The organism is Kitasatospora sp. NPDC090091, assembly GCF_044747365.1.
Taxonomy (GTDB): Bacteria; Actinomycetota; Actinomycetes; order Streptomycetales; family Streptomycetaceae; genus Kitasatospora.
In genome coordinates, this window is sequence record NZ_JBIVDY010000024.1 from 64,015 (window position 1) to 89,158 (window position 25,144).

The 25,144-nt window shown below is 72.7% G+C and carries 23 protein-coding genes; 16 read left to right on the plus strand and 7 right to left on the minus strand.

Annotated features, from left to right (window positions below; all coding sequences use genetic code 11):
• The first annotated feature begins 130 nt into the window (after positions 1 to 130).
• From ACIPSC_RS32015 to ACIPSC_RS32060, 10 genes are all read left to right on the plus strand, one after another.
• Positions 131 to 316 carry a lysine biosynthesis protein LysW gene (locus ACIPSC_RS32015; RefSeq protein WP_238865446.1) on the plus strand — a complete coding sequence of 62 codons (186 nt, stop codon included), beginning with the start codon at positions 131 to 133 and terminating at the stop codon, positions 314 to 316.
• 2 nt (positions 317 to 318) lie between these two features.
• On the plus strand, positions 319 to 1,170 hold the full coding sequence (locus ACIPSC_RS32020) for a RimK family alpha-L-glutamate ligase (protein ID WP_400831030.1): 852 nt from the start codon (positions 319 to 321) through the stop codon (positions 1,168 to 1,170).
• Positions 1,167 to 2,222, plus strand: coding sequence for an N-acetyl-gamma-glutamyl-phosphate reductase (argC, locus tag ACIPSC_RS32025; RefSeq protein ID WP_400831033.1), 1,056 nt, complete (start codon positions 1,167 to 1,169; stop codon positions 2,220 to 2,222). The genes ACIPSC_RS32020 and argC overlap by 4 nt, the downstream gene beginning before the upstream one ends.
• Complete coding sequence (locus tag ACIPSC_RS32030; RefSeq protein WP_400831035.1) at positions 2,219 to 3,046, plus strand: acetylglutamate kinase; 828 nt, start codon at positions 2,219 to 2,221, stop codon at positions 3,044 to 3,046. Before argC ends, ACIPSC_RS32030 begins: the two co-directional genes overlap by 4 nt.
• An 11-nt stretch (positions 3,047 to 3,057) precedes the next feature.
• The gene (locus ACIPSC_RS32035; protein WP_400831037.1) at positions 3,058 to 3,624 is read left to right on the plus strand and encodes a type 1 glutamine amidotransferase; all 567 of its coding nucleotides are present in this window, start codon (positions 3,058 to 3,060) and stop codon (positions 3,622 to 3,624) included.
• Positions 3,625 to 3,945: 321 nt separating this feature from the next.
• Positions 3,946 to 5,061 (plus strand): Glu/Leu/Phe/Val dehydrogenase dimerization domain-containing protein, encoded by a 1,116-nt coding sequence (locus ACIPSC_RS32040; protein WP_400831040.1) that lies wholly within the window; start codon positions 3,946 to 3,948, stop codon positions 5,059 to 5,061.
• A complete protein-coding gene (locus tag ACIPSC_RS32045) occupies positions 5,058 to 6,740 on the plus strand; it encodes an AMP-binding protein (RefSeq protein ID WP_400831044.1) in 1,683 nt (560 codons plus the stop codon). Before ACIPSC_RS32040 ends, ACIPSC_RS32045 begins: the two co-directional genes overlap by 4 nt.
• Before the next feature lie 325 nt (positions 6,741 to 7,065).
• The gene (locus ACIPSC_RS32050; protein ID WP_400831049.1) at positions 7,066 to 8,391 is read left to right on the plus strand and encodes a pyridoxal phosphate-dependent aminotransferase; all 1,326 of its coding nucleotides are present in this window, start codon (positions 7,066 to 7,068) and stop codon (positions 8,389 to 8,391) included.
• A 57-nt stretch (positions 8,392 to 8,448) separates the two neighbouring features.
• On the plus strand, positions 8,449 to 9,345 hold the full coding sequence (locus tag ACIPSC_RS32055) for a fumarylacetoacetate (FAA) hydrolase (protein ID WP_400831051.1): 897 nt from the start codon (positions 8,449 to 8,451) through the stop codon (positions 9,343 to 9,345).
• A 266-nt stretch (positions 9,346 to 9,611) separates the two neighbouring features.
• Positions 9,612 to 10,352 (plus strand): SDR family NAD(P)-dependent oxidoreductase, encoded by a 741-nt coding sequence (locus tag ACIPSC_RS32060; RefSeq protein WP_400831054.1) that lies wholly within the window; start codon positions 9,612 to 9,614, stop codon positions 10,350 to 10,352.
• Here ACIPSC_RS32060 and ACIPSC_RS32065 read toward each other — a convergent pair.
• Entirely contained in the window at positions 10,309 to 10,902 is a 594-nt protein-coding gene (locus tag ACIPSC_RS32065) for a hypothetical protein (protein ID WP_400831057.1), read from the minus strand. The genes ACIPSC_RS32060 and ACIPSC_RS32065 overlap by 44 nt on opposite strands.
• 39 nt (positions 10,903 to 10,941) lie before the next feature.
• Here ACIPSC_RS32065 and ACIPSC_RS32070 point away from each other — a divergent pair, with 39 nt between their 5' ends.
• From ACIPSC_RS32070 to ACIPSC_RS32080, 3 genes are all read left to right on the plus strand, one after another.
• Complete coding sequence (locus ACIPSC_RS32070) at positions 10,942 to 11,700, plus strand: DUF6461 domain-containing protein (protein WP_400831059.1); 759 nt, start codon at positions 10,942 to 10,944, stop codon at positions 11,698 to 11,700.
• An 81-nt stretch (positions 11,701 to 11,781) separates the two neighbouring features.
• Positions 11,782 to 12,498: an HAD family hydrolase gene (locus tag ACIPSC_RS32075; protein WP_400831062.1), complete on the plus strand. Its 717-nt coding sequence runs from the start codon at positions 11,782 to 11,784 to the stop codon at positions 12,496 to 12,498.
• A gap of 6 nt (positions 12,499 to 12,504) precedes the next feature.
• Positions 12,505 to 12,990, plus strand: a complete 486-nt coding sequence (locus ACIPSC_RS32080) for an NUDIX domain-containing protein (protein WP_400831064.1) — start codon at positions 12,505 to 12,507, stop codon at positions 12,988 to 12,990.
• 282 nt (positions 12,991 to 13,272) lie between these two features.
• On the opposite strand, the gene ACIPSC_RS32085 is transcribed toward ACIPSC_RS32080, so the two are convergent.
• The 3 genes from ACIPSC_RS32085 to ACIPSC_RS32095 all read right to left on the minus strand — a co-directional run bounded on the left by ACIPSC_RS32085 (position 13,273) and on the right by ACIPSC_RS32095 (position 16,454).
• Positions 13,273 to 14,550 carry an MFS transporter gene (locus ACIPSC_RS32085; RefSeq protein ID WP_400831067.1) on the minus strand — a complete coding sequence of 426 codons (1,278 nt, stop codon included), beginning with the start codon at positions 14,548 to 14,550 and terminating at the stop codon, positions 13,273 to 13,275.
• A 310-nt stretch (positions 14,551 to 14,860) separates the two neighbouring features.
• Positions 14,861 to 15,625 carry an SDR family NAD(P)-dependent oxidoreductase gene (locus tag ACIPSC_RS32090; RefSeq protein ID WP_400831071.1) on the minus strand — a complete coding sequence of 255 codons (765 nt, stop codon included), beginning with the start codon at positions 15,623 to 15,625 and terminating at the stop codon, positions 14,861 to 14,863.
• A 67-nt stretch (positions 15,626 to 15,692) separates the two neighbouring features.
• Positions 15,693 to 16,454 carry an arylmalonate decarboxylase gene (locus tag ACIPSC_RS32095; protein WP_400831074.1) on the minus strand — a complete coding sequence of 254 codons (762 nt, stop codon included), beginning with the start codon at positions 16,452 to 16,454 and terminating at the stop codon, positions 15,693 to 15,695.
• 593 nt (positions 16,455 to 17,047) lie between these two features.
• Between ACIPSC_RS32095 and ACIPSC_RS32100 the strand changes: the two genes are divergently transcribed.
• Entirely contained in the window at positions 17,048 to 18,238 is a 1,191-nt protein-coding gene (locus ACIPSC_RS32100; protein ID WP_400831077.1) for an MFS transporter, read from the plus strand.
• A gap of 78 nt (positions 18,239 to 18,316) precedes the next feature.
• Complete coding sequence (locus ACIPSC_RS32105) at positions 18,317 to 19,195, plus strand: SDR family NAD(P)-dependent oxidoreductase (RefSeq protein WP_400831080.1); 879 nt, start codon at positions 18,317 to 18,319, stop codon at positions 19,193 to 19,195.
• 19 nt (positions 19,196 to 19,214) lie between these two features.
• Here ACIPSC_RS32105 and ACIPSC_RS32110 read toward each other — a convergent pair whose 3' ends face one another.
• Positions 19,215 to 19,790 carry a TetR/AcrR family transcriptional regulator gene (locus ACIPSC_RS32110; RefSeq protein WP_400831082.1) on the minus strand — a complete coding sequence of 192 codons (576 nt, stop codon included), beginning with the start codon at positions 19,788 to 19,790 and terminating at the stop codon, positions 19,215 to 19,217.
• 93 nt (positions 19,791 to 19,883) lie between these two features.
• Between ACIPSC_RS32110 and ACIPSC_RS32115 the strand changes: the two genes are divergently transcribed.
• Positions 19,884 to 20,279, plus strand: coding sequence for a nuclear transport factor 2 family protein (locus tag ACIPSC_RS32115; RefSeq protein ID WP_400831084.1), 396 nt, complete (start codon positions 19,884 to 19,886; stop codon positions 20,277 to 20,279).
• Positions 20,280 to 20,306: 27 nt separating this feature from the next.
• Here ACIPSC_RS32115 and ACIPSC_RS32120 read toward each other — a convergent pair whose 3' ends face one another.
• A complete protein-coding gene (locus ACIPSC_RS32120; protein ID WP_400831086.1) occupies positions 20,307 to 21,050 on the minus strand; it encodes a class E sortase in 744 nt (247 codons plus the stop codon).
• Positions 21,051 to 21,491: 441 nt separating this feature from the next.
• Positions 21,492 to 25,031, minus strand: a complete 3,540-nt coding sequence (locus ACIPSC_RS32125; RefSeq protein ID WP_400831088.1) for a ricin-type beta-trefoil lectin domain protein — start codon at positions 25,029 to 25,031, stop codon at positions 21,492 to 21,494.
• Positions 25,032 to 25,144: the final 113 nt, after the last annotated feature.

Genomic DNA, 25,144 nt, shown 5'->3' on the forward strand with positions numbered 1-25,144 from the left:
GCAAGCCGCACCACCGCACCACCGGCTCGCCCGCACCACCGCACCACCGGCCCGCCCGCACCACCGCACCACCGGCGTGCCCGTACCACCGATTTCCGTTCTTCCAGCCTCACCTTCTTGGAGTCCACTGATGTCCACCGCCACTCTCTCCGGTGTCTGCCCCGAGTGCGAGACCGACCTGACCGTCCCGCCGGTCGTCCAGGGCGAGACCCTGGCCTGCCCGGAGTGCATGCTGACCCTGCGCGTGGAGGACGTGCAGGGCGGCCAGCTGACCCTGCAGATGGTCGAGGTCCAGCTCCGCGACTGGGGCCAGTAAACATGGCCGCCAACATCGCCATCGTCGCGGACCGGATCAGCTGGGAGGAACGCGAGCTGATCAAGGCCGGCCCCGCCCTGGGACTGTCCGTCGACTGGCTCAACGACGAATCCCTGTGCCTGGGCGGCCTGGACGCCGCGGCCATCCACCACTACGACGCCCTGCTGGTACGCAGCCGCAGCTACACCCGCGGCGGACTGATCGCCACCCTCGCCGAGGCCGCCGGCATCCCGGTCCTCAACACGGCCCGCGCCATCAACGCCTGCGAGAACAAGGCACTGCTGCGCACCGTGCTGCGCGGCGCCGGCGTGCCGGTGCCCGACTACCGCCTGGTGCTGTCCCGCAAGGACTTCGCCAAGGCGCTGGAGGAGATCGGCGTGCCCGTGGTCCTCAAGCCGATCTTCGGCGGGATGGGCAAGCGCGTCACCCTGATCCGTGACAGCGACCTCGCGCATTCTGTCTACGACTACGTCGAGGACCTCGGCCACGCCTTCGAACAGGCCTGCCTGGTCGAGCCGTTCCTCGCCGCCGGCAGCTCGGTGCGCTGCCTGGTCGTGGGCAACGAGATCGTCGCCGCCGCCGAGTTCTCCAGCGCCGGCACCGACTGGCGCAGCAACGCGGCCCTGGGCAACCAGTCCAGCGCGCTCGCCCACGACCCCGACCTCGTCAAGATCGTCGACGCGGTCATCGCCGAACTCGGCGCCGGGATCTACGGCGTCGACCTGTTCCGCACCGACGAAGGCCTCGTCGTCAACGAGGTCAACCACGCCCCCGCCTTCAAGGGCGTGGCCTCCACCACCGCGGCGGACATCCCCACCGCCATCGGCTCGTACGTCCAGGAGATCCTCGCATGATCCGAGCAGGTGTCGTCGGAGCCTCCGGGCTCGCCGGCGGCGATCTGATCAGACTGATCACCCAGCACCCCGAGATGGAACTGACCTTCCTCGGGGGATCCTCCAACATCGGCCGCCGCCCGGCCGAACTCCACGCCAACCTGCGCCTGGACCTCGGCCTGACCGTCCAGCCGGTCACCGAGGAGGCCGTCGCGAACGTCGACGTCCTCTTCCTGGCCACCCCGGCCCCGGTCTCCGCGCAGCTGTCCGAACTCCTCGCCGACAAGGTCGCCGCCATCGTCGACCTCTCCGGCGCCTACCGCATCCGCACCCCCGAGCTCCACGACCGCTGGTACCCCAAGGTCAAGCGGACCACCGACCTCGCCGACCGCTTCGTCTACGGGGTCCCCGAGCTCGTCAAGGACCAACTGCCCGACGCCCGGCTGATCTCCATCCCCGGCTGCTACGCCACCGCGCTGACCGTCAGCCTCGCCCCCCTCACCCTGGGCCTGGGCCTGCACCTGAAGACCGTGGTCGTGGACGGCAAGTCCGGCTCCAGCGGCGGCGGCCTGCAGCTGCGCACCGCGGACCTGCACCCGTTCCGCAGCGGGGCGATCGCCCCCTACGCGCCGACCGGGCACCGCCACGCCGCCGAGGTCGCGGACTTCCTGGAGCGCGGCAAGCAGGGCAGCATCGACTCGCTGACGATGTCCGCCTACGGCGTCTCGCACGTGCGCGGCCTGCTGACCAGCGCGTACGTGTTCACGGACGAGCCCGTCACCCAGCGGGACCTGCAGCGGGCCTACACCCGCTTCTACAAGGAGCACCGGTTCGTGCGGGTGCGCCGGCACAACGAGACACTGATCCCGGTGCCGGACCCGCAGGCCGTCCTCGGCTCGAACTTCTGCGACGTGACGGCCCTGTACGACGAGGAGGGCGGGCGCATCGTCGTCCTCGCCGCCCTCGACAACCTGATCAAGGGCGCCGCGGGGCAGGCCGTGCAGGCCGCGAACATCCGCTTCGGCCTGCCGGAGGAGACCGGCCTGACCATGCAGCCGGTGATGCCCGCATGAGCCCGCACGAGAACACCAACACGACCGCGGACGCGGGGGTGGCGGTGCCCACCGTCGTCAAGCTCGGCGGCAGCTGCCTGGACGGCCTCGCCGACGCCTGGTGGGACGACCTGGCCGCCTACGGCCGCAGCCACCCGCTGATCCTGGTGCACGGCTGGTCCAAGCCGCTGCGCGAGCTCAACCCCCGCTACACCGAGCCGTCGGCGATCCTGCGCGACCGCTACGGCAACCAGAGCCGCTGGACCACGCCCGAGGTCATCGCCGACATCAAGACCGTCAGCGCGGCCATGGCCGAGGAGGTGTTCGCGCGCCTTTCGGCCCGCGGTATCACCGGCGAGCGGCTGCTGGGCAGCGAGGGCCTGGTCAAGGCCGGGGCGGGCGAGCGCTGGTGGTGGCGCGACAAGCAACTCGTCGAGCTGGACAACCTCGTCGGCCCGATCACCGGCGTCGACCCGGCGCCGCTGAAGAACCTCCAGGCCGGCCACGCCTACCTGGTCACCCCGCTCGCCCGCAACGACGCCGGCCAGGAGATCAACACCGACGCCGACCGGGCGGCCGCAGCGATCGCCGGCGCCGCCGGCGCCGCCGACCTGGTCCTGGTCACCGACGTCGCCCACCTGCTCATCGACGGCGAACCGGTCAAGCGGATCAGCGCCGCGGACGCGGCCGCGTTCCGCGACAAGGGCGCCACCGGCGGCATGCGCAAGAAGCTGCGCGCCGCGGGCGAGGCCCTGGAGGCGGGCGTGGAGCGGGTCGTCATCGGCAGCGCCAGCGTGTCGGACCTGCTCCGGGCCCGCACCGGCACCGTCATCACGCGAACCTGAGGAGCACGCCCGTGGCGCAATCCCGAGTGCTAGTGGTCAACAACGGCACCCTCTCCCTCAAGCAGCTCCGCAAGCGCTTCGAGGACCTGGGCTCGGAGACCGACGCCGTGCGCGCCGACTCCGTGCCCGCCAAGCTCGACGGCCGCTACCAGGCCATCGTGCTCAGCGGCACCAAGGTGAGGGCCTACGACACCGAGTTCTACAAGCCGCTCATCGACCTGGTCATGAACGCCGACGTCCCCGTCTTCGGGATCTGCGGCGGCATGCAGATCATCGCCGTCGCCAACGGCGGGCGCCTGGCGGACGGGCCGCAGCGCGTCGGCGGCTACGAGGTCCAGGTCGACAAGGAAGAGGCGCTCTTCACCCACGTGAAGCCGACCGTGACGGTCTTCCACCGCCACACCCTCTACCTGCAGGAGGCCCCGCAGGGCTTCCGCTCCATCGGACGCTCCGAGCACGCGCCCGTGGAGTTCCTGCGCTCCGACGACGGCCGCATCCACGGCGCCCAGGCCCACCTGGAGTTCCGCAGCGACGGCATGGAGATCCTGCGCGGCTTCGCCCAGCTCTACCAGCAGTAGGACGCACCACCACCGGCACCACCGGCCCCACCCCCGCACCACCGGCCCCGGCCGGCACCGCACCAGGCCCGGGCCGGCCCGGAACGGCACGCAACTCCCTCGGGGGAGACCAGCACGGCCCCGCACGGCTCCGCCCCGCCCCCCTGCCCGCCCCCGGGCCGGGGCCGGGCCCCCGGAGACCAGCACCGGCCCCGCACGGCTCCCCGCCCCCGTCCCGGGCCGGCCCGTACAGCACCGCACCACCCATCGACGGCCGCCGCGCGCCGCCCCCGGCGCGCGCGGCGGGCCCGCCTCGGCCACGACGTATCCAAGGAAACGGCAATGAGTGATCTGGAAAAGCAAGACCCCGCCTTCACCGTCCACCTCAACGGCAGCGGCGGCGACATCAAGGGCTGGGTGGTCGTCGACTCGCTGTACAACGGCCTGGCCATGGGCGGCACCCGCATGACCCCCGGGGTCACCGAGGAGGAGGTCGCCGGCCTCGCCCGCGACATGACCCACAAGTTCACCCTCGCCGGCCTGCCCATCGGCGGCGCCAAGGCCGGCATCGTCTCCGACGGCACCGACCGCGAGCGCACCTTCCGCACCTTCGGCCGCACCGTCAAGCCGCTCCTGCACGGCGGCATCCACCTGGGCATCGACATGGGCGTCACCCCCGGCGACCGCGCGATCTTCTTCGACGAGGCCGGCTACGACCCCCGCTACCGCCTCGGCGCCCCCGACATGCCCATCGACTGGCGCACCTACTACGAGCCGCTGATCGACGCCACCGGCCACGGCGTCGGCGTCGCCGCGATCACCGCCCTGGAGGCCGGTGCCCGCACCGAGCCGGCCCGCGTGGTCATCCAGGGCTTCGGCGCGGTGGGCCGCGCCGTCGCCGAGTTCCTGGAGGCCCGCGGACACGTCATCGTCGGTGTCGCCGACATCGCCGGCACCATCAGCGCCGAGCGCCTGCCCGTCGCCGACCTGATCGCCATCACCGACGAGTTCGGCCGCATCGACCGCACCCGCCTGCCCCAGCACGTCACCGTCTCCACCGAGCCCGACGCCTGGCTCGACGTCGACTCCGACCTGCTGATCCTCGCCGCCCAGAAGCACGCCCTCAACGACGACAACGCGCACCGCCTGCGCGCCCGCCTGGTCGTCGAAGGCGGCAACATCTCCTCCACCGAGCAGGCCCGCGAGAAGCTGCGCGCATCCGGCGCCACCCTGGTGCCCGGCGTCATCTCCAACATCGGCGGCGCCGGCTCGGCCGCCCTGGCCGTCACCCGCGTCGTGCCGTTCGAGCTCGGGCACGAGGCCCGCAAGGCCTGGGTGTTCGACTGGGTCGCCGACACCGTGCGCCGCAACACCCGCGACCTGCTTCAGATCGCCGCCTCCCGGGCCGGCGACCCGCTGCCCGAGCTGCTCGACACCCGCCGCAAGGAGCGCCGGTGACCACCACCACCGCCACCGCCACCACTGCCGTGCACACCGGCCTGACCTCGGCCACCACCGAGGACCGCGCCGCCGAGTACCGCCGCCGCGGCTGGTGGCGCGACGAGACGTTCCTGGACGACCTGCGCCGCCAGGCCGCCAAGCGCCCGCACAAGCTCGCCATCGCCGCCCGCCGCCTGGCCGACTCGCGCACCGACACCCTCGACTACGCCGAACTGGCCCGCCTGACCGACCGGTTCGCCGGCGCCCTGATCGAACTCGGCGTCCGCCCGGGCGACTTCGTCGCAGCCCAGCTCCCCAACCGGTGGGAGATCGTGCCGCTGATGTTCGCCTGCATGCGGGTCGGCGCGGTCATCTGCCCCATCGCCCCGGTCTGCCGCGAGGACGAACTGCGCCACCGCCTGGCCCTGACCGAGGCCACCGTGTGCGTCACCGTCCCCGAATGGGACGGCTACCCGCTGGCCGCCACCGTCCTCGCCCTCAAGGACGAACTGCCGCTGGAACACGTCGTCGTCCTCGGCGGCCACGCCTTCGCCGACGCCATCGACTTCCACGACCACTTCGTCGCCGTCCCCCACGAGAAGACCTACGAGGGCCGGCTCGACGGACGCGAACTCGCCCCCGACGACCCGTTCGTGGTGCTCTTCACCTCCGGCACCACCGGCGAGTCCAAGGGCGTCCTGCACAGCCAGAACACCGTCCACTCCGGAGTGCGCGGCTACGTCGACACCTTCATGCTCGGCGACGACCTGGTGGCCACCGTCACCAGCCCGCTCGTGCACTACTCCGGCTTCGGCCAGGGCATCCTGGCCGGCGTCATGCTCGGCGGCACCATCGCCTTCCAGGACGCCACCGACAACCCCGGCCTGCTGGACCTGGTCGAGCGCTACCGCGCCACCCTCCTCTACGGGCCGCCCCCCACCCTCACCCAGGTCGCCGCCGCCCAGCGCACCGACCCGCACGACGTGTCCTCCCTGCGCCACGTCGTCATCGGCGCCGCCCCCGTACTGCAGGGCCTCGTCGACGAGCTGCGCGAGACCCTGGGCGCGCGCACCTACTCGCTGTGGGGCATGTCGGAGTTCGGACCGGTCACCATCACCCGCCTGGACTACAACCAGGACTGGGCCGCCCACAGCCACGGCGGCCCGATCGACTCGATGGAGATCCGCATCGACAACTGCAACAACCCCACCCAGCGGGCCTCGGTGGGACGCCTGCGCGCCCGCGGCGCCTCCCAGGCGCTCGGCTACTACAAGCGCCAGGACGTCTTCGCCGCCGAACTGACCGGCGACGGCTGGTTCGACACCGGCGACGTGGCCCGCGAGGACGGCCGCGGCGGCATCCGCGTCCTGGGCCGCGCCAAGGACGCCATCATGCGCGACGGCATCGTCCTGCCGATGGCCGAACTCGAAGCGGTCATCGCCGGCCACCCCAAGGTCACCGAGGCCGCGATCGTCGGCCCCACCGGCCACATCGACGACCCCATCCTCGCCGTCGTCGTCCCCCACGGGGACACCCCTCCCACCCTGGAGGAACTCCGCACCCACCTGCGCGACGCCGGACAGGACGCCCGCTTCCTGCCCGAGCGCCTCGAGGTCACCCCGGCCCTGCCCAAGACCCTCACCGGCAAGGTCCGCAAGGTCGAACTGCGCAAGCTCTACGCCACCGCAGCGACCTGACCCCCGCGGGGCGAGGCACCGGCTGCCCCCGGCACCCCTCGCCCCCCGGGCGGGCCGGCTGCCCTCCGGCCCGCCCCCGGCCCCGGCCCGCCCGGCTGCCCCCGGACCGGGCCGGGGCCCCCACCCCGACCGGCACCACCCCGCACCGAACTGCCCTGCACCGCCCCGGCACCGCCCTGAACTGCCCTGCGCCGCCACGGCACCGCCCTGAACTGCCCTGCGCCGCACCGCTGTTGCCCCGCCCGCTGTCGCCCCGCCCGCTGTTGCCCCGCCGCACCGCGCCGACCGGCCCCGGCCGCCCGATCCCGACCACCTGGAGCCCACCATGCCCGAACCCGTGCCGGTGACCATGTCGGCGACCCTGGCCGCCGACGCCGAGATGGCCCGCCGCCGCCGCGCCGGCGAACACGTCCTCTCCCTGGCCAGCGGAGAGATCGGCCTGCCCGTCCTGCCCGAACTGCGCGAACGCCTCGCCGCCGCCGCCCACCGCAACACCTACGGACCCGTCGAAGGCAGCCCCGCCCTGCGCGAAGCCGCCGCCGGCTACTGGAACCGCCGCAACCTGCCCACCGACCCGGACCTCGTGGTCTGCGGCCCCGGCAGCAAGCCCCTGCTGTTCGCCCTCATGCTCGCCATCGGCGGCGACGTCGTCGTCCCCGTCCCCAGCTGGGTCAGCTACGCCACCCAGGCCCGCATGGCCGGCGCCCGGCCCCTGAACGTCCCCACCCTGCCCGGCCAGGGCGGCGTCCCCGACCCCGACGCCCTGCGCGAGGCCGTCACCACCGCCCGCGCCGACGGACGCAACCCCCGCAGCGTCATCGTCACCCTCCCGGACAACCCCACCGGCACCATCGCCCACCCCGACACCCTGCGCCGCCTCGCCGACGCCGCCCGCGACCTCGACCTGGTCATCGTCTCCGACGAGATCTACTGCGACCTCGTCTACGACACCCCCGCCGGCCCCGCCCTCTCCCCGGCCGCCTTCGCCCCCGAACGCACCGTCGTCACCACCGGCCTCACCAAGAACCTCGCCGTCGGCGGCTGGCGCACCGGCATCGCCCACCTGCCCGAAGGCACCCTCGGACGCGCCCTCCACACCCGGCTGACCGCCGTCGCCAGCCAGCTCTGGTCCTCCACCACCGCCCCGGTCCAGGACGCCGCCGCCTACGCCCTCACCGAGCCGCCCGAGATCCTCGCCTACGTCGCCGCCGCCCGCCGCCTGCACGAGAGCGTCGTACGCCAGGCCGCCCGCCACTTCGCCGCCGCCGGCGCCGACGTCGAACCCGTCCGCTCCACCTGCTACCTCTACCCGAGCCTCGAACCGCTGCGCGAACACCTGCACGCCGCCCACGGCATCACCGGCGCCACCCAGCTCGCCACCCACTTCGCCCAGCACTACGGCGTCGGCCTGCTGCCCGGCACCGCCTTCGGCGACAGCGACGACCTGCTGCGCATCCGCACCGCCACCAGCCAGATCTACGGCACCACCGAAGCCGAGCAGACCACCGCCCTCACCACCGCGGCCCCCCTCGAACTGCCCTGGATCAAGGCCGCCCTCGACCGCCTCGCCGACGTCCTCACCGACCTCACCGGCAACCCCGTCCCCCACCACGACACCCCCGCCCAGGCCCCCGCCCCCGCCCACGCCTGAGCCGCAGCCCCCCTCGTCCAGCCCCAAGTCCCGACCCAACCGCGGAGGTTCACGCCCATGTCCACCATCGTCAGCGAATACACCTACCGCGGCCGGCGCTACGTCAGCCTCGGCATCCCCACCCCCGGCGAGCCCCAGACCCTCCACCACGTCGCCGACGGCGCCCTGCGCGCCGCCTTCCTCACCGACGCCGGCCCCGAGGCTGTCACCGCCCTCGTCGACGCCGCCGAAACCCTCACCGTCACCGCCGGCGACCCCGAACTCCAGCCCCTGCCCCCGCTGCTGCCCACCACCGCCGGCGGCCAGGCCGTCGTCAGCGGCTTCCTCGGCACCCACAAGGCCAAGTCCGAAGCCATCGTCGGCTACAACGACCAGCCCCCCGTGCCCAAGTGGTTCTTCAAGGGCCTCGGCTCCTGGCTGCGCATGCCCGGCCAGCCCCTGGTCGTCCCCACCGAGCCCGTCGTCATCATCGAGGAAGCCGAAATGGCCCTCGTCTACGTCAACGACGACCAGGGCGTCCCGCACTACGCCGGCTACACCTTCGGCAACGACCTGTGCGACATCGGCCTGCACCGCATCGACCCCGGCTACACCGCCTCCGGCAAGCTCTGCGACACCGCCTTCTCCCCCCACCTCTTCCTCGGCGAGCCGCCCCGCGCCGCCACCGGCCGCGTCACCATCGAGCGCGACGGACAGCCCGCCTGGGAAGGCAAGTTCGACTGCGGCGCCGACGCCCTGTGGTTCCGCGTCGAGGACCTCGTCGACCGCGCCTTCTCCTTCCCCGCGCTGCGCCGCCCCGGCCTGGTCAACTACCTCCTCACCGGCGCCGACCTGTCCAGCTTCCACGACGGCTTCCACCTCACCGACGGCGACCACATCGTCATCGACGTCGCCAGCCACGGCGTGGTCCTGTCCAACCCGCTCCAGTTCGGCGGCACCACCTCGTCGCTGTGACCGGGCACGCCCCCGCCCCCACCAGGTGACCCCCGCCCCCGCTCCCGCCCCCGGCTGCGGCCCGGGCGGACGGCCGCCCCGGCGGCTGCGGCTGCTCGCCGCGCACCTGCGCAAGGCCCTCGCCCGCGGCATCGCCGCAGGCCCCTCGAACCACCCGCCGGCCCTGCCGGCCAGGCCGGTCCGACCCCGGCTTGACCCTCTCATTAATGGAAAGGTTTCAGTATCCCGTCATGACGAACAGCAAGCCGTCTCTTGGAGGTAGTGCGATGAGTGACCTGACCGGCAAGGTGGCCCTGGTGACCGGCGGCAGCCGCGGCATCGGCGCGGCGATCGCCAAGCGTCTGGCCGAGGCGGGGGCGTCCGTCGCCGTCACCTACGTCAACGCCGAGGAGCAGGCCCGCGAGGTCGCCAAGCAGATCGAGGCGGACGGCGGCACGGCCCTGGTCATCCAGGCCGACCTGACCCGGCCCGCCACCGCGGCCCAGGCCGTGGAGCAGACCGTGCGCGAGCTCGGCAGCATCGACATCCTCGTCAACAACGCCGGCTTCCTCGCCTACGGACCGCTCGGCGAGGTCACCCCCGAGGACATCGACCGCGTCCTGGCCGTCGACGTCACCTCGATCATCCTGGCCGCCCAGGCGGCCGCCCCCCACCTCGGCCGGGGCGGACGCATCATCAGCGTCGGCTCCTGCTTCAACGGCCGTGTGCCGGGCGGCAACTTCGTCCTCCAGGCCACTGCCAAGGCCGCGCTGGTGGGCCTGACCAACTCCCTGGCCCGCGAGCTCGGCCCCCAGGGCATCAACGTCACCACCGTCGACCCGGGCCCGATCGACACCGACATGAACCCGGCCGACGGCGACACCGCCGACTTCCAGCGCGGCCTCACCGCCCTGAACACCTACGGCAAGGCCGAGGACATCGCCAACGCCGTCGCCTTCCTCGCCGGCCCCGGCGGCAACTACATCACCGGCACCGCCCTCGCGGTCGACGGCGGCTACACCACCTGACGGCGATCCGTCGCCCTTCCCCGGGGGTGACGGCATCGCAGCGAACGAGGCTCCCCGGCAGTCGGAACGAGGCGTGCGACCTCCACCCGACCCCCGGGGAGCCTCGCCGCACCCGGGCGACCGGGGCCGCCCGGGCGGCTTCCGTGTGGACGGCTTCCGGACGGGGCCCCGGACGCCCCAGCAGCCGCCCGATCACCTCGCCCGCCGACCCGTCCACGTCCGTGCCCGGGCCCGCGTCCGTGCTCGGGCGGTCGGTGACGGCGCAGCGCACGTCGAACTCCCGGTCCCCGGCCCGCGCCCACGCCACGGCGTCGCGCTCCCGGTCCAGGAAGCGCGAGCGGTGCGGCGCCAGTTCCATCAGCACCTCACCGCCGCTCCAGTCGGCGGTCAGCGTCACCAGAGCGCCGTCGTCGCCGTCCATGAAGCCGACCATCCCACGCAGAACCGTCAACGCCCACACCATCGTGGGCAGTTCGACGTCCGCGCGGGTGTCGAAGTCGACGGCGAGGGAGCCGGTGTCGGCCCCGTCCCCTACAGTCGGCCCACACACCGCAGGAGTACTGCGGTACGGCACCAGGGGGGAGACGTCGTGGGCGACGGCATTCGGTGGCTGCCCGAGGGCGGCGAAACGGGCTACCTGTCCGGCGTGGTCATGGCCCGCGGCCTCGGCGCGCAGGAGCTGGCGGCGCGCATGGGCGCCGAGCCGGGGGCGGAGACCGAGCCGATCACGGATGCCGAGGTGCTCCAGCTGGACATGCTGATCTACCGGCCCGGGGAGAGGGGCGACGGCGTCGTGCGGGTCGGCGAGCACGCCGGGTGGGCGTTCGCCTTCGAGTACGGCGACTCCACCGGGTCCGAGCGCCTGGAGGAGATCTCCCGCGACGGGGTCGAGGTCGTCCACTACAGCCCGGTCCGCGAGCATCCGCCCGCCCTCGTCTGCTACGCCCGCGACGGCCGCCACCTCTGCGGTTTCGGTCTCGGCGAGGAGTGCCAGCGCTGGGGCGAGGAGCCCGACCTGCTGCTGCCCGACCTCGTCGCCGCCGACATCCTGAACCCCGGCGGGACCACCTACCGGCGCCCCGACGACGAGCACCACACGGCACGCAACCGCCGCACCCTCGCCGTCGTCGAACAGCACTTCGGCCTGGACCTGCCCCAGGCCCTCCTCACGCAGGCCCGGCTGCCGGCCTACGCGGTCATGGGCACCCCGGACATGACCACCGAGGACCCCGACTTCGACGCCGCCTGCGCCTGGGCCAGGGCCCACGGCCATCCGCTGCCCACCGGCCGGCTGCGCCTGCTCCCCGACGCCACCCGGCAGGCGTACCGGTGGGCCACACGCCACTGACCCCACCCGGCCGCACCCGGCCCGCACCCCGCGGGCCCCTCGGGGTCGACCAACCGCCCCGGCAGGCACCAGACTTGGCGGATGCCGACACCGCCGCCCCTTCCCCGCTCCGGAGACCTGCGTGCCGTCCTCCTCGACTCCGGGGGCGTGCTGATCCGCCCGATCGGCGGCCGCTGGAACCCGCGGGCCGACTTCGAACAGACCGTCCTGACCCGCCGACCGGACATCACACCCGGCCGGTTCGCCGAAGCCATCGCCACCGGCGACCGCTTCCTCGACGCCGCCCCCTCCACCCCCGACCCCGACGACTACCACCGCGCGCTGCTCCACGCCCTCGACGTGGACCCGGACCCGCACCTGCTCGCCGACCTGCGCCGCGACGTCCCCGCACCCACCGTCCTGGAGACCTACCCCGACGTCGCGCCCACCCTTCACGAGCTGCGCCGACGGGGCGTGCGCATGGCGGTGGTGTCGGACGCCTGGCCGGACCTGCCCCGGCTGCACGACGAGCTGGGCATCGGGCACTACTTCGAGGCCTACGCGATCTCCGCCGAACTGGGCTGCAACAAGCCGGATCCGCGCATGTACCGCCACGCCAGCACCGCGCTGGGCCTCGCACCCGCCCAGTGCCTGTTCGTCGACGACGACCCGGACCTGGTCACCGCCGCGGTCCACCTCGGCTACGCCGGGCGCGCGCTGCGCCGCGGCCCGGCCGCCCCGGCCACCACGGCCGGACGGGCGCCGGCGGCGCAGGTACCCGTCATCGCCTCCCTGGCCGCACTCCTGGACGTCTTCTGAGCCGCGATGACAAGCCGGCCCCGCCTCCGCGTCGCCGCCTACGTGATCCGCCGGCGAGCCGTCCCCGGACTGCGTTCCACCGCTGCCGAACTGCTGGTGTTCGACCACCACGGCATTCCCCGGGCGGGCACCCAGGTCCCGGCCGGGGGAGTGCGACCCGGTGAGAGCTTGGAGGCGGCAGCTCTGAGGGAAGTCGCCGAGGAGACCGGCCTGTTGACCGCCACCGTGGTACGCCGGCTCGCCGTGGAGGAGCAGCCCCACCCAGACACCGGGCAACCACGGCGCACCACCTTCCTCCACGTGCAGGCACCCGGGGACACCCCCGACACGTGGGAGCATCGCGTCCACGGCGGCGGCGACGACGCCGGCCTCGTCTTCGTCTGCCGCTTCCTCCCGCTGCCGCTGCGACACCCGCTGGCCGATGCCCAGGACGCCTGGCTGGGCCGCATCGACCCGCGCTGGACCACACCGGCCGGCGGCCCCACCCGGTGAGCCGCCCGCCCCCGCCCGGTGAGACGCCGCCCCCTGCCCGGGCACGGTGAAGCCGCACGGGGCGCCGGCGACGGCCTCTGCAGCCATCGCCGGCGCCCCGCGCGGCAGTTCCCCCGACAGGCTCCGAAGGACGCCGGCGCCGGGGGCACGCGTCACGAGAGGGGGGATGTCGCGACGCGGCCCCCGCGGGCGCCGCCCACCGGGCCGCCGGGGTGCTGTGGCGGCCCCTGCGGGCCGCATATATGACGTGACGTCAGATCGACGCGCGTCGGACGGTGTCCGTCAGTCGGCGTCGAGTGCGCGCCGGCCGGGGAAGCCGTGCACCCGGGCCGCGACCACCACGGCCAGGACCGGCACCAGCAGACCGAACACCGTCCACGGCAGCGGCCCCGCCCCGGAGGAGTCCAGCAGCAGACCGCCGATGATGCCGCCACCGGCCATCGCCACGTTCCACAGCACCACCAGGATCGCCTGCGCCGCATCCGCCGCATCCCCGCCCGCCTGACCGGCGGCCGTCTGCAGCAGCGTCGGCACACCGCCCCAGCCCAGCCCCCACAGCGCGGCCGCCACGTACACCAGCGCGTGGGTGTCCGAGAACGCACCCAGCACCGCGACCGCGACACCGACCAGCAGCGTGCTCGCGACGGTCAGGTTCCGCAGGTGCCCCTGGATGTAGGTGCCGACCACCCAGATGCTCACCAGACACGCGATGCCGAACACCAGCAGCGCCGCGTCCGTCTGGTCGCCCATCCCGGCGTGGTCGAGGAAGGAGGCGATGTACGCGTAGAGGATGGTGTGCGCCAGCACGAAGACCAGCATCACGAACAGCACCGCCGTCACCCCCGGCACCTTCAGCGTGCTGCGCACGGGGATCTTGCCGCCGCGCTCCTGCCCGGGGTGGTCGGGCACGACGGCCGTGATCCACACCAGCAGCAGCACGGTCAGCACGGTCATCACGAGGAACGCGGTCTGCCAGGACGCGACCTGGCCCAGGAACGTGCCCGCCGGCACACCGACCGACAGGGCCAGCGGGATGCCGGCCATCGCGATCGCGATCGCCCGGCCCTCCAGCGCGGGGGCGACCATCCGCCGGGCGTAGCCGGCCAGCAGCGCCCAGGCCAGGCCCGCGGCGACACCGGCGAGGAAGCGCGCGGCCAGGGTGAGCGGGTAGTTCGACGACACGACGGTCACGGTGTTGGCGACCGCGAAGCCACCCATCGCGGCCAGCAGCAGGCGCTTGCGCGACCAGCCGGCGGTGGCCGCGGACAGCGGGATCGTCGTCAGCACCGTGCCCAGCGCGTAGATGGTCACCGTCTGCCCGGCGGCCGACTCGCTGGTGTGCAGGCTGGAGCTCATCTCGGGCAGCAGCCCGGCGGGCAGCGTCTCGGTGAGGCTGGTGATGAACACGGCGACGGCCAACGCGAGCAGTGCCGCCATCGGCAGCTTCTGGCCCTCGGCGGGCGAAGCGCCTACGGTGTCAGGCGCACCGGTTTTGCCCGGTGCCTCGGGGACGGGGGGTGCGGGGGTGGCGGTGCCGACAGACGGCTCGGTGCTCCTCATGATGGGATGCTGAAACCTTTCCATTAATGTGAGGGTCAAGTCCGGTATGCGCGGGGTCGGGACGGGCGGCCCGCGGACCGGGCACGCGGCCGCAGCGCCGAACGGGGCCGTGCTCCCCGCCGCATCGCCGGGAACGAGGTGGCGGTGTCAACTTGACTGGATCCTGGGCTGATTGAGGGCTTTCCGGGACCGTCGGGCCGTCAGGCCGTCACGGGACCGCCGGGGCGCGGGAAGCGCCCGGGGGACAGGCGCCGGGGGAGAGGGCGCCGGGGCGGGGGTGCCTGCGGATGCCAGGCGCCAGGGCCGGGGTCTACAGGCGCAGGGTGTGGATGCCGCCGTCGACGGACAGGACCGTCCCGGTGGTGCCGGAGGCCGCGGCGGCCAGGTAGGCGATGGCCTCGCCGACCTCCTCGGGCCGCGTCAGACGCCCGATGGGGTGCCGGTCGTCCAGGGCCGCCCGCGCCGCCTGCGGGTCCGGGGCCATCGCCAGCACCCGCGTGATCCACGGGGTGTCGACCGCGCCGGGGGCGACCGCGTTGACCCGGATGCCCTCGCGGGCGTGGTCGGCGGCCATCGCCAGCGTCAGCGAGTACACGGCGCCCTTGGAGGCGGAGTACAGGGTGCGCTTGGGCACCCCGGTCCACGCGAAGATCGAACAGGTGTTGACGATCGCCGCCGCCGGCGACTTGCGCAGGTGCGGCAGGGCCGCGCGGGCCAGCCGCACCATGCCGACGACGTTCACGTTCAGCACGCGCAGCCACTCCGCGTCGTCGTTGTCGTCGACGCCGCCCTGGGCGGCGATGCCGGCGTTGTTGACGACGATGTCGATGCGCCCGAACCGCTCCGCGACCTGCTCGACGGCGGCACGCACCGACGCGTCGTCGGACACGTCGCAGGCGACACCGACCGCCGGGGCCGCGACGTCGTCGGGGTTGAGGTCCAGGGCGGCCACGCGCACGCCCCGGGCGATCAGCGCGGCCGCGGCGGCCGCCCCGATCCCGGACGCGCCGCCACTGACCACGGCCACCAGGGCATCGGACGAATCAGGCGTTGGTGCTTCGCTGTTGGCGGCCACGGCCGGCCCCTCCTTGAAAGATGCGCTCACAGACGGACGACGAAGAACGGTGCGCAGCGAACAGGCCCTAGCGGGCGGCCAGTTCGCGCTCCAGCCGCTGCACCAGCGGGTGCGCCGCGGCGAAGCCGGACAGGCCCGCGGTGCGCCGCGCCCACCACGCCGAGGCGAGGTTGGAGGTGATGAGCGTGCGCGAGGGGTTCTGCTGGGCGAGCTCGGTCGCGGCGAGCAGGGTGTGCATGCCGGTCCCGGTGAACAGCACCGTCGAGTCCTGCGGCACCTGGGCCTCGGCGATCCGCTGCAGGATCGTCTCGGTCGTCACCAGGTACGGGTTGAACCCCACACCCTCGCCGGCCTCGTCCACCGCGGAGGGCGTGTAGACGATCCGGTCGACCGTCAGCCCGGCCTTCTCCCAGTAGCCACGGGACAGTTCGGTCAGCCACGGCGCGTACGGCGAGATCAGCGTCAGGTTCGACACCCCCAGCGCCTCGCACAGGTCCACGATCGCCCGCGTCGAGGAGGTCACCGGCGAACCGAACCCCTTCGACAGCTCGGCCACGAAGTCACGGTCCCCGTCCGGGTCCAGCAGGTAGTGCGAGGCGTTGCACGCCACCACCGTCGCGTCCAGCCGCAACTGCCCGAACGTCGCGAGCACCTGCGCCAGCACCTCGTTGTACATCTCCATCGTTTCCCGGTTGAATTCCGCGGTCACCGGGAAACGCGTGGTGTACACATTCATCTCGGACGTGAGATAGCTGTGGTACTCGGGCTCCGCGATAGGGTTCTCCGGGGGCACCACGAGCCCGAATCGGGGCAGCGGAAAGATATCCATGCCAGGACCGTAACAGCCGTCAACGCCCCCGACGCCCGTGATCTCCCGGTCTTGACGTTCCCCCGTGCCAACCTTGAAAGATCTTTAGATCTTGACATCCCTTGACATCCCGCAACTATTCCTTGACATCGGGCGGAAATCCCGGAGCTGAAATCCGGAAGAGGGCAGGGGATGCTCCCGCCGACCACCCCGAAGGAATCCCGGAACGACTCCCGGGAAATTCTCCCGCGGAATACGCCTGGAAACCGGCGACCACAGGCATGCGGGCCGGGTCCCGCCTCCTTCTTCCGCCATGGCCCCCCGCCGCCCCGCCGCCCACCCGCGGGGCACCGCCCACCTGCTGCGCACCGTCCGGTGCCCCGGCGCCCCCGTCATAAGCCTGGGTTATCGGACCCTGCGGAGGTCGGCGTTGATGATCACCCCGCGCAGCTGAAAGATCGTCAGCAGGACGGGAGCAGGCTGCCGCGGCCGCCACCACCGCCCGCAACACCGCGGCCGCGGCCGCGCCTCAGCCATGTCCGCGCCACAGCCATCGACCACGACGCCCTTGCGGCGGCCCGAGCACCTACAGACCCCGGAGCACACCCGTGACCATGACCGGCACCGCAGCAGTGCCCGCCACCTCCACCGACGACGAACGGGTGCCGCTCAGGCGCTGGCTCGCCGTCGTCGCGATGGCGGTCGCAACGTTCGCCCTGGTGACCGTCGAATCGCTGCCCGTCGGGCTGCTGCCCTTCGTCGGCGAGGACCTCCACGTCTCCGAGGGGACCGCCGGGCTGATGGTGACCGTCCCCGGCCTGGTCGCCGCCGTCACCGCGCCCCTGCTGCCGGTGGTGATCGGCCGCCTGGACCGCCGGATTGCCCTGGTCGGCCTGGTCGCGCTGATGGTGCTGGCCAACGCGCTCTCCGCGCTGGCCCCCGGCTTCGCCGTCCTGCTGGGCTCGCGCTTCCTCGTCGGCATCAGCATCGGCGGCTTCTGGGCGCTCGCCGCGGGCGTGGCCGTGCGCCTGGTACCGGAGCGGCTCGTCCCGCGGGCCGTCTCGGTCGTCTTCGGCGGCGCGACCGCCGCCAACGTCCTCGGCGTGCCCGCCGGGACGCTGATCGCAGGCCTCGCCGACTGGCGCACCGCCTTCGCCGTCGCCGGCGCACTGGGCCTGCTCGTCCTCGCCGCCCTGCTCCTGCTGCTGCCCGCCCTGCCCGCCCAGCAGGCGGTCAGGCTGCGCGCGCTGCCGCAGCAGCTGCGCCACCCCGTGGTCCGCGCCGGCGTCCTCGCCACGTTCCTCCTGGTGGGCGGCCACTTCGCCGCCTTCACCTTCGTCAGCCCGATCCTCCAGGACGTCAGCGGGATCGGCGAAGGCGCGATCGGCCCGCTCCTGCTCGGCTTCGGCGCGGCCGGCATCCTCGGCAACTTCCTCGCCGGCGCCGCCGCGGAGCGCAACGTCCGCGCGACCATCCTCACCGTCGGCGCCGTACTGACCGCGGTCCTCGCCGTCTTCCCCCTCGCCGGCCGCACACCGCTCGGCGGAACCCTGCTGCTGCTGGCCTGGGGACTGGCCTTCGGCGGCGTACCGGTCGGCGTCCAGACGTGGATCCTCAAGGCCGCACCCGACTCGGCCGAGGCGGCCACCGCCCTGAACACCTCCGTCTACAACCTCGCCATCGCCCTCGGCGCGCTCTTCGGCGCCGTCGTCGCCACCAACCTCTCCCTCAACGGCGTCCTGACCACCGGCGCCCTCTTCACCCTCCTCACCTCCCTGGCCCTGTGGAGCGCCCGCCGAAGCTGACCGCCCGGCCCACGCCCGCACCCCGGAAGCCCGGAACCCCGAACCCGAACCCCGACCTTCTCGGACAGGAGCACCCGCATGAACACCCCGGCCGACACCACCGGCCGCGTCTGGCTCGTCACCGGCGCCAGCCGCGGCCTGGGCCGCGCCTTCACCGAGGCCGCCCTGAACGCCGGCGACCGCGTCGCCGCCGCCGCCCGCACCCTCGCCCCGCTGGAGGACCTCGCCACCGCCCACCCCGGCCGGGTCCTGCCCCTGCACCTGGACGTCACCGACCGCGACGCCGTCCTCGCCGCCGTCACCGAGGCCACCCGCCACTTCGGACGACTCGACATCGTCGTCAACAACGCCGGAATGCTGTCCATGGGCATGGTCGAAGAGTTCACCGAGGCCGAGGCCCGCGCCCAACTGGACGTCAACTTCTTCGGCGCGCTCTGGGTCAGCCAGGCCGTCATGCCCGTCCTGCGCGCACAGGGCTCCGGCCACCTCGTCCAGGTCTCCAGCATCGCCGCCCTCGGCGGCTTCCCCAGCACCGGCCTCTACAGCGCCAGCAAGTTCGCCCTGGAAGGCCTCAGCGAAGCCCTCGCCGCCGAGGCCGCCGCCTTCGGCGTCAAGGTCAGCATGATCCAGCCCGGCGGCTACTGGACCGACCTCTACACCGCCATGCGCACCACCACCCCCCTCGACGCCTACACCCCGCTGCGGGAGGAACTGGCCAAGCAGTTCGCCGACGGCTCGGTCGACAGCGCCCCCGAACTCGCCGCAGCCGCCCTGCTCACGCTCGTCGACAGCGACGAACCGCCGCTGCGCCTCCTGCTGGGCAGCATGGTCTACGACCTCGCGTTCGACATCGCCCGCACCCGCATGGACACCTGGGCGCGATGGGAGGCCGTCAGCCGCGCCGCCGAACACGCCGTCCCCGCCCCGACCGAGGCGGCCGGCGATGCGGTGACCTGACGCCCCGAGGCTGGCCCGCCTACCCGGCGAGGACCTGCTCCGCGAGCAGCCGGGCGGACGCCGCCGGATCCGTGGCCGGGCGGGTCGCCCCGGCCGCCAGGGCACCGTCGACGAGCAGCAGGAGCTGATCGGCCGCGACCGCCGGCCGCGGGTGCCCGAGCGCGGCCAGCTCGCGCTCCAGCAGCCCGGTCACCCGCGCCCGGTACTCACGGGTGACGGCGTGCCCCGGGTGCTCGGGGTCGGCGAGGGCGAGGTCGGCGGCCAGATAGCGGCAACCGCGGAAGTCCTCCCGCGCGATGACCTCACCGATCCCGTCGAAGACCGCCAGCAGCCGCGCCTGCGGGTCCTCGCCCGCCGCGTCCATGGTCCGCACGTAGGCGGCCACGTCCGCCTCCGCGCTGCGCCGCAGGACCTCGGCGATCAGCCCGTCCTTGCCGCCGAAGTGCTCGTAGAGCGAGCGCCGGGCCACGTTGGCGGCCTTCAGCAGGGCGTCGACCCCCACGCCCACGCCCTGGCTGTAGGTGAGCTGCTGGGCGGCCTCCAGGAGGCGCTCGCGCGGTCCCGGCGCCTGGCGTGTGCGTGTGGTGGTGGTCATGGCGACAGCCTGCCACCGGTTGACGAGTAGATCAACCGGTCTATATGGTTCTCGACAGATAGACCAACCGTTCTACTTCTGAGGGGTTCCGGCATGTCGCTCCGCACCACCGCCGAGGTCATCGACCGCTTCAACCGCGCCTTCACCGAGCACGACGCGTCCCTGCTCACCGACCTGATCGCCGACGACTGCGTGATGGAGGCCAACCAGCCCGCCCCCGACGGCGCCCGCTACGAAGGCCGCACCGCCTGCCTGGAGTTCTGGCAGGCCCTCGCCGACGACCGCACCAGCCGCTTCGAGCCGGAGAACGTCCTCATCTCCGGCGAACACGCCACCGTCCGCTGGCGCTACCGCTTCGGCGACGGCCCCACCGACTCCGTGCGCGGCGTCAACCTCACCATCGTCCGCGACGGCCTGATCGTCGAGTCCCTCGGCTACAGCAAGACCACCGGCGACGTCCCCCTCGCCGTCGACGGCCTCGACGCCTGAGCCCGCAGCGGCACGCGACCCGGGGGCTCAGGCCGCGGGGCGGGTGGCGCGCAGGACGCCGATCTTGTCGATGCGGTGCTCCGGGTTGCCGTTGGCATCGCGCCAGCGGTTGCCCGCGGCATTGTCCTCGGGAGTGGCACACGTCGAGATGGTGATCATCGGCTGCACCGCGGTCTCGCCCGGCCGGCCCGGGACGGCGGCACGCTGCTCGGCCAGGGAACCCGGGGAGCGGAACGACGTGCTCCGGGTGCCCGTGATCACGTACTCGTACTCGGTGCCGCCCACCGTGACCAGCACGACGTCGCCCTCGCGCACCGAGGGCAGGTCCCGCAGCGGACCGCCGGCCGAGAGCCGGTGGGCGGTGACCAGGTAGTTGCCCACCTCACCCGGGCCCACCCCGCCCTGCTCGCCGAAGGGGCTGGCGGCCACCCCGCGGTTCTGGATCCGGGTACCGGGCCCGTCGTCGGTGGTGCCCTGGTAGGGGACCACCGACAGCCCCGCCAGGTGGATCGACGGGATGGCCAGCGTCGCCGCTTCGGTCCGGACGGCGGGCGTGGTGGGGGAGGGCTGCGCGGTCGGGGTACCGGCCGGGGCGGAAGGGTTCCCCGAGGCCGAAGCAGACGGTGACGCCGCCGGGGTCGACGCCGACGCCGACACCGACGCGGCCGTCGTCCGCACAGCAGCCGTACCACCGTCGTCCGCACAACCCGCGAGCAGGCCCGCCCCGGCGAGCACGGAGGCGAGGACGAGCGCGGTGGGAATGACTGGCATGGCGTTCCTGCAGGTGAAAGAGGCGACGGACGGAAGGGACGGCGGGCCGCCCATGGTGCCTCGCCGACAGTGCCCGACGACGACCCGGAGGGCCCCGAGCGCCCAAACGTTCGCTTCTCGTTATCTTCCCCACCCCCACCCACCCCGCGCAGCCCGAGCCCCCTGAGCAGGCAGGACACCCCTCCAGCCCCCTTCCGCTGCGCCCAGAACCTGCGAACCTGCGGCTACGGGCCGGGGCCGGCGTGCGTAACGCCGTGGCCGCCCCAGCAGATCTGCTGGGGCGGCCACGGCGTGTCGACGTGCGCCGGTGGTCAGCTCACCTGCGCCCGCACCAGCCAGCGCTGGTTCGCGTTCCCGGTGCAGGACCAGACCCCAAAGCCGGTGCGTGGCGTCCGTCCGTCCTTCGGTACCTCTGCCGGGAGGGCCCGGCAGAGGTCGTCCTCAGGAGGTTCGCTCGGGGTTGAGGGTCCAGCGCTGGTTGTCCTGCAGGGTCGGGCAGTCCCAGATGTCGAGCCTGGTGCCCTGGGCAGTGGACCATCCGGGCAGTTCGAGGCACTTGCCGCTGGGGTTGTTCGTGGCGTCCGCGGTGGCCGGCAGGTAGATGCGGCCGTCGGGGCGCACGGCCCACTTCTGGCCGCTCTTGCCCTCGCAGAGTGCGAGGACCACACCGGAGCCGTTGCCGAGGACGTCGTCCTTGGCGGAGACGCAGTAGATGCCGGCGCGGATGGTGCCGTCGGCCGCGAGGTTGAACCGCTGGGCGGCCGTGTCCCAGCAGTTGTAGATGCCGATCTCGGCGCCGTTGTGCGGGCCGCCGATGGCGTCCATGCACTGCCAGCTCACCATGTTGGGGTGGATGGAGGTGCTGGCGTCGGCGTAGCCGAGGAACTGCCACGGCTGGAAGCCGTCGACGTGGAACTCGGTGCCGGTGCTGCTCTTGCCGGGGAAGACGGTGATGGCGTTGCCGGCGTTGATGGCCCACAGGTCGGGGGCGCCGTCGTTGTTCAGGTCGGCCGCGCCGACGCGGGGCTGGGCCGCGGTGGTCCAGTTCGCGCCGGTGAGGATCGGCGTTCCGGCGTCGGGCCTGGTGAGCGAGGTGTAGTCGGGTGCGCCGTTCTTCCAGGTGATGGGGTAGGCGTAGACGTTGCCGTTGGTGCGGTGGCGGGCCCAGATGGTGGCCTGCTTGCGGGTCTCGGTGGCCGAGACGGTGGTGAGGCCGTTCGCGGGGCCGGGGTTGAGCAGCTCGTAGTCGGACCAGCTGCCGGTGCCGGCAATGGTCGGGATGAGGGCGGCGGTCGGGGTGACGTCGTCGGTAGTGCCGTGCGGGTAGAGGTAGAGCTGCCCGTTCTCGACGGTCAGCAGGGAGGTGCGGGTGTTGGTGACGGTGGTCTGGTTGACCGTCTTGAGGGCTTCGCCCTCGGGCGTGCCCATGGCGATGACCTGCGAGACGTCCGACCAGTCCTGCGCGTTGTAGCCGGGGCAGGTGGCACCGGTGTCGACGATCTCGCAGTCGCCGGGCCGGGTGATGCTTCCGGCGCGCAGGCTGTCGAAGTGGCCGGCCTGGTCGCTGGTCAGGACATAGAGCTTCTTCCTGAGGTCGGCGTCCTTGGTGTTGTGGGCGATGATCTGGTCCACGGCCTGGCCCGAGTTGAGGGTGCCGCGGTGGGTGAGCTGGTAGTCGGCCCAGGTGGGCTTGTGCGTGCTGTCGGTGCCGGGCGCGGCAGCCGCCGGGGCGAGTGAGGCCGCGGGGTCGCTGGTGCCGCCGATGATCCGCAGGTCGCCCTTGGCATCGGTGATCACGATGTCCGGCTTCTGGTCGTTGTCGACGTCACCGAACAGCGGCTGGGTGCCGGGCTTCCACGGGACGTAGAAGTTGTAGAAGGCGGGCTGGCTGTAGTTGCCGGCGTTGTCCATCGCCCAGGCATACAGGGTGTTGGTGCCCCACTGGCGCGGCTGGAAGTTGTAGGGCTGGCCGGGGGCGTACGTGTCGCCCTGGCCGCAGCGCCAACCGACGACCGGGGTCGGGTCGGTGCTCACCCGCACGCAGGCGATGCCGGAGGCCTGCAGACCGCTACCTGGGGCCGGGTCCTCGGCGTTGATCCAGAACGTGCCCCAGTCGTTGCGGTACTTGGCCGGGTTGGGATTGGGCGTTCCGGACGGCGGGAAGTCGGTGGAGCTGATGCTCACACGCGGATTGGTCCGGTCGACCCGGAAGTAGCACCAGTTGCTCATGGGCGAGGTCAGGTTGCCGTCGTAGGAGCGCGCGAGCCAGCCGTACTGGTGACCGTCGGACAGTGATCCGACCTCGAGGGAGAGCGCCGGGTCGTTATATGGCCCACCCCAATGCCCTTGCTCTATATGAAAGTTCGAGTCGTTGTCATCCCACATCTGGTAGCTGGTGTAGAGATTGAAGCCGGTGGGGGAGTAACTGTTGGCGGTGAGGTAGATCGTTTGGTTGCTGCTGATCCAGCCGGGGTTGTCCCAGGGGCGGGCGCCGCCGCTGGTGCACTCGGCAGTGCTGTTGTTCCAGGCGAAGCCGGGAGAAGGGTTGGTGCGCGGGTACCAGACGGTTGGGGTGATGTCGTAGGTCGTCGTGATGGAGGGGTTGTTGGCGATGCGGTGCCGGTAGAGCATCTCCTTCTCGTTGCCCTCGGGGGCGATCCCGACGGTCCACCACGGCCACTGGCCGGCGACGGCCTGCTTCATCATGTCGGTGACGTCGATGGAGAGCGGACCCGTGCCGGTGAGCTGCTGGCCGTTGACCTTCGGGCAGTTCTCCATGACCACGGTCACACTCTTACCGCAGGGCTGGTCGTCCCAGTCGGTGTGCTCGTGGATGGGCCGGGGCGCCGACCAGACCGCGAACGGCGTGGCGGTGCCGGGGCTTGAGGCGCTGGTGACCTGCGCGTTGAGCGTGGACGTGAAGATGGTCGGCGGGCTCTCGGCACCGCCGGGTGTGGTGTACAGGCCCGGGTGAATGCCGAACTGGAAGTAGGCACGCTGGCGGCCGAGCTTCCCGCAGTCCAGGCTGGGGTCGGGGCTGTGGTAGCCGCAGTAGCCGGTGGCGAGGTCGGTCTTCTTGTTGTAGTTCTCCGCCGTCGGGTAGTTCTCCTGGACCTCCACCGAGCCCTGGACGGAACTCGTCGCCGCGACCAACGACGGGTCCAGGAACCACGGCCCCGTCCCGGAGCCGAGCGCACCCTGGTCCGGCGTCAACTCGATGGCACCGCCGGACACCTTGGTACCGATGCGCGCGACGGTGGCACCGTCACCGGGCTCGGCAGTCGTCGAAGGTGTGCCACCTGCTTGGGCGGGAGCGTCCGCGGCCGCCGCGGCGAAGGCCGCCTTCTGCGCCGACTTCGGCGCAGCGGCGGGGGCCGACGGTGCAGCCTTGGACGAATCCCACTGCAGGGGTGCGGGGGAGCTGAACCGCAGCGTTCCCGCCTCGTCCTTGACGTCGATGCGCCCCGAGGCATCTGATGCGACCGTCAGGCCGACTGCGGTGAGCGGGAAGCGCAGGGTCTTCAGCGCGGGGTTGGCAGCGGCCTCGGGAGTGTGGACGACGATCACGTCGCGCCACCCGCCGACCGGCAGGGCCGTGAGTTCGAGGTCGACACTGGGCAGGACGTTCGTATAAGTCGCGGTCGGGCCGGACACGCTCGGCTTCGGCAGCGCGAAAGGCGCACTGATCGACAGCTTCTTGCCGTCGGACGTGCTGATGGTCGCCATCGGACCACTGCCGCCGCCCGAGAACACCAGCCCCGTCGTTGCGACGGCCGGGCTCAGCGTCCCGTCCGAGTTCCCGCGCAGGGCGGAGTCGATGTCCGCCCACCCGCCGTCGCGCTTGGCGCGCACCGGCTGGGCGTTGTCGGTGGTGGTGAGGGTGCCGTCGGGGTTGGCGACGGTCTTCGACGCCTCGCCGGTCAGTCGGTCTACCACGACCGGCTTGCCGCTGCTCTTGGCCTTGGCGATCGCATCGAGCATGGCCTGCTGCTCGGGCGTGCGCGCCGGTGCCGGCGTCGTGGGGACGATCGGTGCAAGCGCGCCCGTGGGGCCGTGGGTCGACGGCGAAGCGGTGTCGGCCGCTGCGGCAGCCG

Bases quoted from the DNA above. Each gene is read 5' to 3' on its own strand.
- ACIPSC_RS32015 (WP_238865446.1), top strand. From the start codon at position 131: ATGTCCACCGCCACTCTCTCCGGTGTCTGCCCCGAGTGCGAGACCGAC.
- ACIPSC_RS32020 (WP_400831030.1), top strand. From the start codon at position 319: ATGGCCGCCAACATCGCCATCGTCGCGGACCGGATCAGCTGGGAGGAA.
- argC (WP_400831033.1), top strand. From the start codon at position 1,167: ATGATCCGAGCAGGTGTCGTCGGAGCCTCCGGGCTCGCCGGCGGCGAT.
- ACIPSC_RS32030 (WP_400831035.1), top strand. From the start codon at position 2,219: ATGAGCCCGCACGAGAACACCAACACGACCGCGGACGCGGGGGTGGCG.
- ACIPSC_RS32040 (WP_400831040.1), top strand. From the start codon at position 3,946: ATGAGTGATCTGGAAAAGCAAGACCCCGCCTTCACCGTCCACCTCAAC.
- ACIPSC_RS32050 (WP_400831049.1), top strand. From the start codon at position 7,066: ATGCCCGAACCCGTGCCGGTGACCATGTCGGCGACCCTGGCCGCCGAC.
- ACIPSC_RS32055 (WP_400831051.1), top strand. From the start codon at position 8,449: ATGTCCACCATCGTCAGCGAATACACCTACCGCGGCCGGCGCTACGTC.
- ACIPSC_RS32060 (WP_400831054.1), top strand. From the start codon at position 9,612: ATGAGTGACCTGACCGGCAAGGTGGCCCTGGTGACCGGCGGCAGCCGC.
- ACIPSC_RS32075 (WP_400831062.1), top strand. From the start codon at position 11,782: ATGCCGACACCGCCGCCCCTTCCCCGCTCCGGAGACCTGCGTGCCGTC.
- ACIPSC_RS32080 (WP_400831064.1), top strand. From the start codon at position 12,505: ATGACAAGCCGGCCCCGCCTCCGCGTCGCCGCCTACGTGATCCGCCGG.
- ACIPSC_RS32085 (WP_400831067.1), bottom strand. From the start codon at position 14,550: ATGAGGAGCACCGAGCCGTCTGTCGGCACCGCCACCCCCGCACCCCCC.
- ACIPSC_RS32095 (WP_400831074.1), bottom strand. From the start codon at position 16,454: ATGGATATCTTTCCGCTGCCCCGATTCGGGCTCGTGGTGCCCCCGGAG.
- ACIPSC_RS32100 (WP_400831077.1), top strand. From the start codon at position 17,048: ATGACCGGCACCGCAGCAGTGCCCGCCACCTCCACCGACGACGAACGG.
- ACIPSC_RS32105 (WP_400831080.1), top strand. From the start codon at position 18,317: ATGAACACCCCGGCCGACACCACCGGCCGCGTCTGGCTCGTCACCGGC.
- ACIPSC_RS32110 (WP_400831082.1), bottom strand. From the start codon at position 19,790: ATGACCACCACCACACGCACACGCCAGGCGCCGGGACCGCGCGAGCGC.
- ACIPSC_RS32115 (WP_400831084.1), top strand. From the start codon at position 19,884: ATGTCGCTCCGCACCACCGCCGAGGTCATCGACCGCTTCAACCGCGCC.
- ACIPSC_RS32120 (WP_400831086.1), bottom strand. From the start codon at position 21,050: ATGCCAGTCATTCCCACCGCGCTCGTCCTCGCCTCCGTGCTCGCCGGG.
- ACIPSC_RS32125 (WP_400831088.1), bottom strand. From the start codon at position 25,031: ATGCTCGATGCGATCGCCAAGGCCAAGAGCAGCGGCAAGCCGGTCGTG.